This is a genomic window from Alphaproteobacteria bacterium, from assembly GCA_033344895.1.
Classification (GTDB): Bacteria; Pseudomonadota; Alphaproteobacteria; order UBA8366; family Aestuariispiraceae; genus Pacificispira.
In genome coordinates this window covers 4,220,576-4,233,562 of the sequence record JAWPMN010000001.1, presented here as the reverse complement: position 1 = coordinate 4,233,562, position 12,987 = coordinate 4,220,576, and the positions used below count along the sequence as shown (strand labels likewise).

Here is a 12,987-nt window from a genome sequence, read left to right as displayed (position 1 = left end):
ACACTTTTCCAATAGGCGTTCATCGACTAGCGTCCGAATGCGAATTTTCAGGGAGGATGATGACAGATGGCGCGGGTCGCGGTCGGTGGATTTCAGCATGAAACCAATACATTCGCGCCGGTAAAGGCGGATTTTGCAGCATTCGAACGTTCGGGGGGCTGGCCAGGACTGTCGCGCGGCGAAGCCATGTTGAAAGCTGTCGACGGGGTTCATATCCCGGTATCGGGTGCGCTGAAGACCCTGCGCGACGCGGGGGCGGAAGTCCTGCCCCTGTGCTGGTCCGCGGCGACCCCTTCGGCCCATGTGACGGAAGACGCCTTTGAGCGCATTTCCGCCATGCTGCTGGAAGATATAGAAGCTGCGGCGGTGGCCGCGCCGTTGGACGGGATTTATCTCGATCTGCATGGGGCGATGGTCTGCGACCATTTCGAAGACGGCGAAGGGGAACTGTTGCGCCGCATTCGGGACCTTGTTGGCGCGGACCTGCCGATCGCCGTCAGTCTGGATCTCCACGCCAACCTGACTGAGGCAATGGTTCGTCATGCCGATGTGCTCGACATCTATCGAACCTATCCGCATGTCGATATGGGGGAAACCGGCGCCCGGACCGCGCGCCATTTGCTGCAACTGATTGCCGGGGGTGGCAAATGGGCCAAGGCGTTCCGGCGCACTGAATTTCTGGTCCCTCTCAACTTCGGCTGTACCGACATCGACCCGCCGAAAACCCTCTATGGAGAGACCCTGCCGGGCCTGCTGAGTGGAGATCGGAACCTGAATGCACTTGCGCTCGCAATGGGATTCCCGTTGTCCGACATTGCTGAGGTTGGTCCGGGGCTTGTCGCATACGGGGACGATGCCGCGGCCGCGAACCGGGCGGCCGATGCGCTGATCGACGCGGTCAACGCCCGCGAGGCCCAGTTCGGATCGCGGATCTGGACCCCGGATGAAGCGATTCATAAGTCCAGGGACCTGCTTCGACGTGACGGGGACGGTCCTGTGGTGCTCGCCGATACCCAGGACAATCCCGGTGGCGGCGGTCCCGGCGATACGACGGGCCTGCTGCGGGCATTGCTGCAAGGAGGGGCGGGGTCGGTTCCGGGCGGTGCCGCAATCGGTGTGTTGAACGACCCGGAAAGCGCTGAAAAGGCGCATCGCTATCCTGTCGGCGCGACGGTGGAACTGGATCTCGGCGGCAAGCTGTTCCCCGGCGATTCACCCATTTCCGGGCCATTCGAAGTGATCGCGCTGGGGAATGGCAAATTCACCGGGACAGGTCCCATGTGGGGCGGCACACGCTATGAAATGGGGCCCTCGGCCCGACTGCGCCGCGATGGAGTGGACGTCGTCGTGGCATCCAAACCGCAGCAAGCGGGCGATCAGTCCATGTTCCGACATGTCGGAATCGACCCCTCGCAGGTCGGCATACTCGGCCTGAAAAGTTCCGTGCACTTTCGCGCCGATTTCGCACCGCTGGCCCGTGACGTTCTGACGGTCGCCGCCCCCGGCCCGGTCTATGCCGATCCCGCAAGCTTGGCCTTCAGGAAGGTTCGCCCTGGATGCCGGCTGCGCCCGAAGACGGGGTGATCTACATCTGGACAGGTCGTGTTCGGGCGGCGGCGTCGGTCCAGCGGCTGTAGATGTCGGATGGCACCGCCTGCTTGAGAACGCTCAGAATACGCCGGGCTTCGCGGCGAACTGCACGGTCCAGGTCGTGGCGCTCCGCCATTGTGGCCCAAAAATACAGGCGCCATCCGAAATCGCCGCGAATTTCGTTGGTGCCGATGCCGCCGCCGGTCAATTGGTTCATGCGATAGCGGGCCGATAGAATGAAGGCCGGTACATGACTGCGCTTCGCGGCGAAGTCCGAGAGTTGCAGTGCCTGCTCTTGCGACTGCAACTTCCTCAGCCCATCGAAATGCAGGATCGACAGCAGATAGGCGGCCTCCGCATTGCCGTCCCGAGTGGCGGTTTCCAGATAGCGCCCGGCCGTGACGTAATCGGGAGCCCCGGTCCATCCGGCGATATGGGCCCTGGCGACCGTGACGGCCGCGCTGGCAGAACCGTTCCCGGCTGCTTCCTCGCACAGGGCGAAGCCGCGCGGCGTATCGCGTGGTAACAGGTCGCCATCCATCAGGAGCCGCCCCAGCGCACATTGGGCCGACCATGCGCCTTGCGCCGCCGCCGCGCCGTACCAGCGTTCCAGGGCGGCGGCCCGGTCGGCGGTCAATGTGCCGTCCGCATAGCAATTGCCTGAGAGAAACTGCGCAGCCGCAAAGCCCAGTTCGGCTGCCTTCTCGAAGTATCCGCAGGCCTCCCGACGCCCCTCCGCGTCGCGGCGGGTCATGGTGGTCATGAGACCCAGTTCGGTGAGTGCCCTGGGATCGTCCTGGGACAGGGCGCGGCTGTACAGGTTCGCAACATAGGCGCTGGCCGCGTCGCCCTGAAGTTCCTTTCGGATCTCGGCCCGCGTCGTCGCAAGATAGCGATCGACCGGGTCCGCAGCCAACACCGGACCGCTGCACAACATCCATGTCGCGACGATCGCCGTAATCGTCTTTCTCATCCCGTCCTCCCGTTCCCCATCTTAGGGGAGGGCCCGGTCTTTCAGCAACCGGCGGACTACCCGCTCCAGCAACTCGTCGCTGGTCCTGTCCCCGGATAGCGAGGCGCACAGATTGGCGGCGGCAGGCATGGGCATTTTTTCCCTGCCGATCGCGGACTTCAGGGACGCCAGCGCGTCCCCGCCGCCGGCATCGATGTCCCGCAGAACCAGGGGGCTGAAGGCGGCGACGGTTTCGATTCGCCCGAACCCGGCAATGTTGTCCAGCGCGGTTAGGAGCTTCGGGCCGACCATCTGCGGAGCAATGCGATCCGCATCGGCGCGGTCGATGATCCGTTCCACGGTGTGGATCAGAAACGGCAGTACCGGATCACCTGCCTGGAAAAGACAAACCGCGTTGTGAATACTGCGCCATGTCTTCAGACGCCCGGCCGGATCAGTCCCGACCCAGAGCTCCCGACCGAAGGCGCAGGTATCCTGTACCTGATCCAGATCGAGCCTGTCCGGGGCAAAAACCAACAGGTCCGCATCGAACCATACGGCCCTGTCAAAGCCGGAGGCGAGGGCATCCCGGATCAGAATGAGCCGCGCCAGATCGGCCTGGATCGGCATGCGTCCCGAAACCTTGTCGCGGTACCAGTTCGGAATCAGGTCGAAGATTTCATCGCCCAGGAAGCGGTATTCATAACCGCTGGATTCCGACCATTCCCGAACGCTGTCGACGCAGCGCCCGATCCAGCCGCGCAGCACCTGGAAGTTATGGCTTTGGATGATGAGGGTACGGGACTCGCGCAACGCTATTCGCTCAGGCGGCACCAGACCGGTGTATGGTCGGACGGCTTTTCCTTGCCGCGTGGTGACTTGTCGATGTCGCAGGCCTCCAGCCGGTCCGCCGCGCGAGGGGACAGCAGCAAGTGATCGATGCGCAGTCCCTCGTCCTTCTGCCAGCGTCCTTTGACGTAATCCCAGTAGGAATAGCGATGTGCCTCGTTCGGGTGGAGGGATCGGTAGGCCTCGGTCAGCCCCAGATTCAGCAGGCGGCGAAATCGGTTGCGCGTTTCGGGCTTGCACAGCGCATCATCCGCCCATCCGTCGGGGTCGTAGACATCGTCATCCGTGGGGCAGACATTGTAGTCGCCGCCCAGAACGACCGGTGATTCCGCCGGCAGCAGTGTCTCTGCGACATGGGCCGCGAGGCGCTCCATCCAGCGCAGCTTGTAGCCGTATTTCGCATCGTCGGAGACCGGGTTGCCGTTCGGCAAGTAGATGGACGCGACGCGAACGCCGGAGATGGTGGCCTCAATGTAACGAGCCTGCTCGTCGGTATCGTCGCCGGGAAGTCCGCGACGGACATTCTCGATCGGCCGCTTCGACAGGATCGCGACGCCGTTATACGACTTCTGGCCGTGAACTTCGGCCTTGTAGCCCAGCCCCTCGATCTCCAGGCGCGGAAAATCGTCGTCGACGCATTTAAGTTCCTGCAGCAACGCCACGTCGGGCTGTGCCGCTTCGAGCCATTCCAGAACCCGTGGGAGGCGGGCTTTTACGGAGTTTACGTTGAATGTCGCAATCTGCATGCCGCGCAGACTAGACCGCGTCGTCGGATTTGGACAGGCCCGAAAAAGGGTGATTTCAGGGCTGATCTAGATCAGACCGCGAAGGACGTCCCGCAGCCACAGGAAGACGACGCGTTGGGATTATTGACCCGGAAATAGGCGCCGACCAGATCATCGACGAAGTCGAGTTCGGACCCGGCCAGGAGATCCATCGAAACCGTGTCCGTCACGACCCGCACGCCATTGCGTTCGAAGATCAGATCGTCCTCTCCGATCTCGGTGTCGAAATCGAATCCATACTGGAAGCCGGAACAGCCGCCGCCGGATACGGTGACCCGCAGCATCAGCCGCTCGTCGCCTTCTGCCTGGATCAGTTTCGACAACCGGGCAACCGCCGCGTCCGACAGGGTCAGTTCCCGGGCGTTATCGGTGGTTTCAAGGGCGAACGGATCGGACATGTCGACACTTTCCAAACGGGTTGCCAATTCGCAATCTGTAGCACATTGCTAAGGATAGCATAATGTTACCACGGCTCATACGTAGGCGGTCCGGCGCGATTGTCAATCGGCGACCAAGCGGGGCAATCCCGAAGTCTGGACGGGTCGAGAGGGAAGGCGGGGCATGACACCGTTTCGGGCACCTTACGCGACAGATCATACCATTTCACGCGGCCGCATGACCGAAGAGGAACCGTCCCGGACGCGTACCCCGTTTCAGCGCGACCGGGACCGCATCATTCACTGCACCGCGTTCCGTCGGCTGCAGCACAAGACACAGGTTTTCATCTCGCCGGAGGGGGATCATCTCCGGACCCGGCTGACCCATTCTCTCGAAGTCGCGCAGATCGCCCGGTCGATGGCGCGGGTGCTGCGGGCGGATGAGGATCTGACGGAAGCCATCGCCCTGGCCCATGATTTGGGGCATACGCCCTTCGGTCATGCAGGGGAGGATGCGCTGGATGCCGCCATGGCGCATGCCGGCGGGTTTGACCACAATGACCAGGCGCTGCGAGTACTTGTCCTGCTGGAGCAGCGCTATCCCAAGTTCGATGGGCTGAATCTCAGTTGGGAGACATTGGAGGGGGTCGTGAAGCACAACGGCCCGATCGACCCGAATGACGTTCAGTCCACCCTGGCCTGGTTCAACGGTCAGTACGATCTGGAGATCGAGACACACGCCGGTCTGGAAGCGCAGATTGCCGCAATTGCGGACGATATCGCCTACAATCATCACGATATGGACGACGGTCTGCGCGCGGGCCTGTTTTCCGTAGAGCAGATCTGCGATTCCGTGCCGCATGTCGCCAAGGCGATTTCCGAGGTTCGTGCGGACGAACCGGAGGCACCGGAGCCGATCATCGTGCAGGAGGCGGTACGCCGGCTGATCGGTGACATGGTCGGGGATGCCTTGGGATGCACGCGTCGTCGGCTCGACAGAATCCGCCCGGTCGATGCCACGGAACTGCGTCAATGCGGGGAGCCCGTGGTTCGGTTCACCGAGCCGATGAAGGAAAACGAACGCGCCCTGAAGACCTTCCTGTTCGAGAACATGTACCGCGCCCCCACCGTCAATCGCGAGCGGGAGGCGGGGGCGCAGATCGTCCGTGATCTGTTCACCTACTACATGGAAGTGCGCGGCGCGCTGGACATGACGTGGCTGACGGCGTATCCCCGCGCCGTCAACGAATCCTGGGAGCGGATCGTCGCCGACTATATCGCCGGCATGACCGACCGCTTCGCCAAGCGCCTGCACCGGAAGATCTTCTACGAGGAATGATCCGGCGTGGGGAACTGTGAAGAGCTGCGCCGATGAACCTGTTCCGTGACGTAAAGGCCGATCTGGATCGGACTGTCGAAACGTTGATCGCCGAGGGTGTCCTGCCCGAAGGGCTGGATCTCAGCCGGGTGACGGTGGAACCGCCGCGCGATCCTTCGCATGGCGATATGGCCACCAACGCCGCCATGCTGCTGTCGAAGCCGGCAGGCATGAAGCCGCGCGATCTGGCGGAGAAGCTGGCAAATGCGTTGACCGGCCACGACCGGATCGCGACGGCGGAAGTCGCCGGCCCCGGATTCATCAACATGAGGCTGACCGATGCGGCTTGGCATGGCGTCCTGCGATCCGTGTTGGCACTCGGTACCGCCTATGGCGACAGCGACATGGGCGCCCGGCGCAAGGTCAATGTGGAATATGTGTCGGCCAATCCGACCGGGCCGCTGCATATCGGACATGCGCGCGGTGCAGTTGTTGGCGACGCGCTGTCGGGGCTGCTGCTAAAGGCCGGTTTCGACGTCTGCAAGGAATATTGGGTCAACGACGCCGGATCGCAGATCGATTCCCTGGGCTGGGCGGTTTACTGGCGCTATCTGGAAATTCTCGATCCGAAGAGGTTCGATCTTTCCGACGAAGACGCAATCAAGTCGTTCATGGCTGCGATGGGGGCGCCGGACCGGGAACTGGAGTATCGCGGGGAGTATCTGATCCCCGTCGCCGAAGCGCTTCACGCCGAGAAGGGGGATGCCCTGGCGCTGAAGGACGGCGCCGGCTATTCCGGCCGGCCGGTAGAGGAATGGCTGCCGCCGATCCGTCTGTTTGCCGTCGACCGCATGCTGGACCTGATCAAGTCCGATCTGAAGGTATTGGGCATCGACCAGGATGTCTTCACATCCGAGCGCTGGATCATCGACAATCACGTCGATCGCATCGTCGCCTGGCTGAAGGATCGGGATCTGATCTATCGCGGCATCCTGGAACCGCCGAAGGGCCAGAAGCCGGACGATTGGGAACCGCGGGAGCAGACGCTGTTCCGGGCAACCCAGTTTGGCGACGATGTCGACCGTCCTCTGCAGAAATCGGACGGCAGCTGGACCTATTTCGCGTCGGACATTGCCTATCACTGGAACAAGCATGAGCGGGGCTTCAACCGCCAGATCAACATCTGGGGGGCGGACCACGGCGGATATGTGAAGCGGATGCAGGCGGCGGTTGCCGCGGTATCCGAAGGCAAGTCCGCCTTGACGGTGAAGCTTTGTCAGATGGTGCGCCTGATGGACAAGGGCGAACCGATGAAGATGTCCAAGAGGGCCGGCAATTTCGTCACCCTGCGCGACCTGGTCGATGCGGTCGGCAAGGATGTTGTGCGCTTCTACCTGCTGACCCGGAAGCCGGATGCGCCGCTGGATTTCGATCTGACGGCCGTCAAGGAACAGTCCCGGGACAACATGGTCTTCTATGTGCACTACGCCCATGCACGCGGCTGCTCCGTGCATCGCATGGCCACGGAACAGATGCCGGATCTGGACATCTCCGATACAGCGCTGGGCGGCGCGGATCTGTCCCGCCTGACCGAGGAATCCGAACAGGCGGTTCTTCGGCTGCTTGCGGAATGGCCGCGCCTGGTCGAAGCTGCGGCGGATGCGGAGGAGCCACATCGGATTGCCTATTACCTCTATGACCTCGCCTCGGCCTTCCACGGCTGGTGGACGAAGGGCAAGGAGGATACGGCCTTGCGCTTCATTCAGTCCGATGACCGTGACGTCACCCTGGCGCGATTGGCGCTGGTCAAGGCGGTGCGAATCGTGATCGCTTCCGGGCTGGCCGTATTCGGTGTCGAGCCAGTTGAGGAATTGACCTGAACCGGATCGACCCCACATCAGGCAAACGCTTCAAACTGAAGCTCCCTGAATGGGTCGAATGCGAACCTTCTTGCTTCCTTCGAGGAGCCGCGGCGGATGATCGCCTCTGAATACGACGAACTGGACCGGGAACTCGGCGACCTGGCGGATGAGCGCGCCGCACGCAAGCGCGCCGGCGGCGTACGCGTCCTGCCGATCATGGTGGGGGTCGTTTCGCTTTTCGCGCTCGGCGGCATCGTCTGGTACGCATACACACAGGGTGTTCGGGAGGGCAGCGAGGTCGCAGCGCCGCTTCTGCGCCCGGACAGCCCGGCAAAGGAAACGCCGGACGATCCTGGCGGCCGTCAGATCGCCGGGGCGGAACTCGGTGTCTATGATGTTGTGAACGGCGCGGACGGCACCAGCCGCCCGAATGTCGAACGCATCCTGCCGGAACCCGAGGAGCCGAAGGCGCTGCCGACGCAGCCGCCGCAGCCGCCGCAGCCCGTACCGGAGACACAGGCACCGGCTGCGCCATCCTCTGCCCAGGGAACAGGCGGGTCAACGCAGACATCTTCGGACAGCTCTGCGCAGCGTCAGCCGATCCCGCAGCCTGAACAGACCGCACCGCTGCCGGACGAGTCCCTTGCAGCGCCCACGGCGCCGCCGCCGACTGCAGGCTCGGAAACACAGGGTGTCTCCGCAACGGCGGCGCCGCCGCCCGAGCCGCCGGCTCCGCCACCTGCGCCCGAGCCCCAACCCGCGCCACAGCAATCGGCTGCCGCGCCGGCCAATGATGCCGGGACCGGATGGCGCATTCAGATCGCCGCGCTGAAGAGCGATGCGGCCGCCCGGTCGCAGTGGAACAAGATTCAGGGGGCCAATCAGGACCTGCTGGGGGCACTGGCCCTTCAGGTTCAGAAGGCAACCGTGAACGGAACCGACTACTTCCGCGTCCGGGGCGGCCCTCTGGCGAATGCCGATGCCGCCAAGGCACTGTGTGCGAAACTCAAGGCCAAGGGGGTTGCCTGTATCCCCGTCGCCCCCGGGAAGTAATCCGTGGCGATCGAGGCCGTATCCGCGGCGATCTTCGGCTGTGCCGGTCATGAGCTCAGCCGCGATGAGCAACGCTTCTTTGCCGAAGTGCGGCCCTACGGGTTCATACTCTTTGCCCGAAACATCGATACGCCGGAACAGGTTCGGGCATTGACGGCCGCTCTGCGCGACGCGTCCGGGCGCCCGGACGCCCCGATCCTGATCGACCAGGAGGGCGGCCGGGTACAGCGTCTGCGCCCGCCGCACTGGCGTCAGGCCCGCTCAGCCCGCGATTTCGGTGATCTGTACAGGCGAAATGCGGAAGCCGGGCTGGAGGCTCTGCGCCTGAATTATCGTCTGATCGCGGCGGAACTGACGGATCTGGGAATTGATGTCGACTGTGTTCCCTGCCTCGACGTGCCGGTGCCAGGGGCACACGATGTCATTGGCGACAGGGCCTTTGCCGTCGACGCCGAAACCGTTTCGGCCTGCGGCCGGGCCGCCTGCGAAGGGCTGATGCAGGGCGGCGTTTACCCCGTCATCAAACATCTGCCGGGACATGGCCGCGCGACGGCGGACAGTCACCATGACCTGCCGCGCGTCGCGACACCCAGGGCGGAACTGGCCGACAGTGACTTCATCCCCTTTCAGCAGCTTTGCGACATGCCCTTTGGCATGACGGCGCACATTGTTTTTGACGCCATTGATCCGGATCGTCCCGTGACCCAGTCCGAGGACGGCATCGCCTTCATTCGCGATGAGCTGAAATTCGACGGCCTTCTGATGACCGACGATCTGTCGATGAAGGCGCTTGGCGGCGCGTTTCATGATCGGGCGGCGCTCAGTCTGGCTGCCGGGTGTGATCTGGTCCTGCACTGCAATGGCGATATGACTGAAATGCGAGCAGTCGCGGAAGGGACGGGCCCTTTGTCGGCGGAGGCCTGGCGGCGCATCGATGCCTTGCCTCCGATTGAGGCGAACACCGGTTCAATGGATTCCGAGACCGTTTTGGCGCAACTGGAAGACCTGTTCCGGTAACCGTGCCTTGCCAAGTCCGGGACCATCCGGCAAACCGTTGCGATTGCGTAGCGCCGACAGGCAGGGGACGACGTGTCCGATACCGGATCGACTGAAAATGGCGGCTTTCAGGAGGACGCGGCCCCGCTGCGACCGATCGAGGGGCTGGACGATCTCGTCCTGGCGCTCGATGGTTTTGAAGGGCCGATCGATCTCCTGCTGACGCTTGCGCGGGATCAGAAAGTCGACCTCGCAAAAATCTCGATCTTGGCGCTCGCCGAGCAGTATCTCGCATTCGTCAATCGTGCCAGGGAGTTGCGCCTGGAACTTGCAGCCGACTATCTGGTGATGGCGGCATGGCTCGCCTATCTGAAATCGAAGCTGCTTCTGCCGCCGCCCGCCGATGAATCCGACGAGGAAAACCCCGCGGAAATGGCCGCGCGGCTGGCGTTCCAACTGCAGCGCCTGGAAGCGATGCAAAAGGCGTCGAAGGAACTTTTCGGTCGTCCGCGCCTGGGTCAGGAATTCTTCGCGCGGGGCATGCCGGAGCGACTGCGCGTCGCCAATCGTGCTGTCTATGAGGCCAATCTGCTGGACCTGATGCGGGTCTATGGCGAATTGCGGCGCAAGCAGGATGTCGGCGGACAGTTGCGAATCATGCCGACCCGACTGGTCTCCATGGAGCAGGCGGCCCGCCGCCTGCGGGCCATTCTGGGCGATATTCCCGACTGGCAGACGCTGGAACGCTTCGTTCCTTATGAAAGCGATGATCCGCTTCTGCGCCGGTCGGCGATGGCATCGACCTTTGCGGCCAGCCTGGAGTTGAGCAAGGAAGGGCTTGTCGAGATCCGTCAGACCGATGTGTTCGGAACGATCTACATGCGGGCGAAGCCGGGGGCCGATCTGCGGCGACACGATCCCAACGCCCTGGCTGCCGATGAGGACCCGCTGGACCCCGACGATCTGGACCTCTTCGAAGACAAGAATGAAGATGTATAAGAAATTGGAATCACGAGATTAATCGCGATGGATAGATTTCAGCAAATCCGACTTCTAGAGGCGATGCTGTTTGCCGCGGCGGAACCGGTGGCGGAGCCGACCCTCCTGGAGCGACTGCCGGAAGGCGTTGAACTGGCCGGCCTGATGGAGGAATTGGAAGGCATGTATGCCTCCCGTGGGGTCAATCTGGTCAAGGTCGGCAAGGGCTGGTGTTTCCGTACGGCGACCGATCTGGCGGGGTATATGGTTCTGGAACGCGAAGTCCCACGGAAACTGTCCCGTGCTGCCATCGAAACGCTGGCGATCATTGCCTATCATCAGCCGGTAACCCGTGCCGAGATCGAGGAAATCCGCGGTGTTGCGCTGTCGAAAGGGTCGATGGACGCTCTCATGGAAGCGATGTGGATCCGGCCGCGTGGCCGGCGTCGGGCGCCTGGGAAGCCGGTTACCTGGGGCACGACGGAACGGTTCCTGGCCGATTTCGGTCTGGAAGACCTGACCGATCTGCCGGGCGTTGAGGAGCTGAAGGCCGCCGGACTTCTGGACAGCCGGCCCAATCTGGGCGCGATCGCGATGCAGTCGACAGATTCGGATGACGAGGCCGAAGACGGCGAGGAAGCGGACGAGCGGGAGGCCTTCCTGGAGAACGACGAGGCATTCGAAGCGGTCGAAGGGGACGAACATATCGCCCTGGATGATTGATCCGCGCGGCGTTCCGGCGCATTCGCCGCACCGCATGGTCTGTTGATTATGAAAATCATGCTCAATAGATTGACCATATGAGCCAGTTGAGCCCCGACCATCCTGTATTGAGCCTGGAAGACGTTCACCATGCCTATGGTGACACGCCGGCCGTGCGCGGCCTGAACCTTGTAGTCGGCGCCGGAGAGGTTGTCTGTCTGCTGGGGCCGTCCGGCTGTGGCAAGACCACGGCACTTCGCATTGCGGCCGGTCTGGAGCCCATACGGTCCGGGTCGGTGGCGCTCGATGGAAAGGTCGTTTCCCGTCCCGGGCACATCGTCCCCCCGGAACGGCGAAATCTGGGGCTGGTATTTCAGGATTATGCCCTGTTTCCGCACATGACCATCGCCGGCAATGTTGCATTCGGCCTGTCAAAAGGGGCGGATACACGCAGCCGCGTCGCGGCCGTTCTCGACCAGGTTGGTTTGGGCAGCTATGCAGACTCCTATCCGCACGAATTGTCCGGTGGACAGCAGCAGCGCGTGGCGCTCGCCCGTGCCCTGGCGCCCGAGCCGCGTATCATTCTGATGGATGAGCCATTTTCCGGCCTGGATGCCCGGCTCAGGGAATCGGTTCGCGACCGGACGCTGCATATTCTGAAACAGTCTGGATCCGCGGTCCTGATGGTGACCCACGATGCCGAGGAGGCCATGCACATGGCCGACCGGATCATTGTGATGCGAGACGGCCGGGTTGAGCAGGAAGGCGCCCCGGATACGCTGTATCTGAGACCGGCGAACGGGTTTGTGGCCGAGTTCTTCGGCGATGTGAACAAGATGAAGGGCACGGTTCGGAACGGGGGCATCGACACGCCGCTCGGTCGCTTCGAGACCCGGGACGTGGATGAGGGGCGGGAGGCACAGATTGTCATTCGTCCGGAGGCCTTGAGTCTCGGTGCCCCGCATGCGGAGGACCGGGTACAGGTGAAGGTCCTTGCGTCGCGCATGCTCGGCCGGTCCAGCCTGATCCATCTGTGCACCTGCCAGACGACCGGGAAGGAACAGCATCTGCACTCGAGAATGCCCGGCTGCTATCTTCCCCGGGAAGGCGACCTTCTATCCGTCACGGTCGATCGCAGTCAGGTCTTTGTTTTTCCGGTGGAAGGCGCTACATAGCGAGGGAACGATAGTTGGCCGGCCATCCGGAATAGCGGGGTCGGGACCAAACGGGCTTAACGAGGGGTAAATTATGGGCAGTTTTTCCATCTGGCATTGGCTGATTGTTCTGGCGGTCGTGCTTGTCCTGTTCGGTGGTCGCGGCAAGATCTCCGCGCTCATGGGCGACTTCGGCAAAGGCCTGAAATCCTTTAAGAAGAATATGAAGGAAGAAGCTTCGAATTCCGCCGAAACCGACGCCGAGACCAAACGGATCGCGACGGACACGGAAGCCGGTGCTTCCGAGAAGTCGAAGGACAAGGCCGCCAACGGCTGACCTGATCGGTACACGGGCCGAATTCCGCCGCTGA

13 protein-coding genes are annotated in these 12,987 nt (G+C 62.8%); 9 read left to right on the top strand and 4 right to left on the bottom strand.

Features of this window, described 5'->3' with window-relative positions; translation table 11 throughout:
- Window positions 1-66 precede the first annotated feature (66 nt).
- Complete coding sequence (locus R8L07_20025) at window positions 67-1,584, top strand: M81 family metallopeptidase (protein MDW3207829.1); 1,518 nt, start codon at window positions 67-69, stop codon at window positions 1,582-1,584.
- A gap of 1 nt (window position 1,585) precedes the next feature.
- Here R8L07_20025 and R8L07_20020 read toward each other — a convergent pair whose 3' ends face one another.
- From R8L07_20020 to erpA, 4 genes are all read right to left on the bottom strand, one after another.
- A complete protein-coding gene (locus R8L07_20020; protein MDW3207828.1) occupies window positions 1,586-2,563 on the bottom strand; it encodes a hypothetical protein in 978 nt (325 codons plus the stop codon).
- A 21-nt stretch (window positions 2,564-2,584) separates the two neighbouring features.
- Window positions 2,585-3,355 carry a hypothetical protein gene (locus tag R8L07_20015; protein ID MDW3207827.1) on the bottom strand — a complete coding sequence of 257 codons (771 nt, stop codon included), beginning with the start codon at window positions 3,353-3,355 and terminating at the stop codon, window positions 2,585-2,587.
- Window positions 3,356-3,357: 2 nt separating this feature from the next.
- Window positions 3,358-4,137, bottom strand: a complete 780-nt coding sequence (gene xth / locus R8L07_20010) for an exodeoxyribonuclease III (GenBank protein ID MDW3207826.1) — start codon at window positions 4,135-4,137, stop codon at window positions 3,358-3,360.
- Window positions 4,138-4,208: 71 nt separating this feature from the next.
- On the bottom strand, window positions 4,209-4,574 hold the full coding sequence (gene erpA, locus R8L07_20005) for an iron-sulfur cluster insertion protein ErpA (protein ID MDW3207825.1): 366 nt from the start codon (window positions 4,572-4,574) through the stop codon (window positions 4,209-4,211).
- 163 nt (window positions 4,575-4,737) lie between these two features.
- Between erpA and R8L07_20000 the strand changes: the two genes are divergently transcribed.
- The 8 genes from R8L07_20000 (at window position 4,738) to R8L07_19965 (ending at window position 12,953) form a co-directional block, all read left to right on the top strand.
- Complete coding sequence (locus tag R8L07_20000; GenBank protein ID MDW3207824.1) at window positions 4,738-5,892, top strand: deoxyguanosinetriphosphate triphosphohydrolase; 1,155 nt, start codon at window positions 4,738-4,740, stop codon at window positions 5,890-5,892.
- A 32-nt stretch (window positions 5,893-5,924) separates the two neighbouring features.
- Window positions 5,925-7,751, top strand: coding sequence for an arginine--tRNA ligase (gene argS, locus R8L07_19995; GenBank protein MDW3207823.1), 1,827 nt, complete (start codon window positions 5,925-5,927; stop codon window positions 7,749-7,751).
- Window positions 7,752-7,847: 96 nt separating this feature from the next.
- Window positions 7,848-8,786, top strand: a complete 939-nt coding sequence (locus R8L07_19990) for an SPOR domain-containing protein (protein ID MDW3207822.1) — start codon at window positions 7,848-7,850, stop codon at window positions 8,784-8,786.
- Window positions 8,787-8,789: 3 nt separating this feature from the next.
- A complete protein-coding gene (nagZ, locus tag R8L07_19985; GenBank protein MDW3207821.1) occupies window positions 8,790-9,803 on the top strand; it encodes a beta-N-acetylhexosaminidase in 1,014 nt (337 codons plus the stop codon).
- Window positions 9,804-9,875: 72 nt separating this feature from the next.
- On the top strand, window positions 9,876-10,781 hold the full coding sequence (locus tag R8L07_19980; GenBank protein MDW3207820.1) for a ScpA family protein: 906 nt from the start codon (window positions 9,876-9,878) through the stop codon (window positions 10,779-10,781).
- A gap of 27 nt (window positions 10,782-10,808) precedes the next feature.
- Window positions 10,809-11,483, top strand: coding sequence for an SMC-Scp complex subunit ScpB (gene scpB, locus R8L07_19975; GenBank protein MDW3207819.1), 675 nt, complete (start codon window positions 10,809-10,811; stop codon window positions 11,481-11,483).
- 77 nt (window positions 11,484-11,560) lie between these two features.
- On the top strand, window positions 11,561-12,637 hold the full coding sequence (locus R8L07_19970; protein MDW3207818.1) for an ABC transporter ATP-binding protein: 1,077 nt from the start codon (window positions 11,561-11,563) through the stop codon (window positions 12,635-12,637).
- A gap of 73 nt (window positions 12,638-12,710) precedes the next feature.
- Window positions 12,711-12,953, top strand: coding sequence for a twin-arginine translocase TatA/TatE family subunit (locus tag R8L07_19965; protein MDW3207817.1), 243 nt, complete (start codon window positions 12,711-12,713; stop codon window positions 12,951-12,953).
- The last annotated feature ends 34 nt before the right edge of the window (window positions 12,954-12,987 follow it).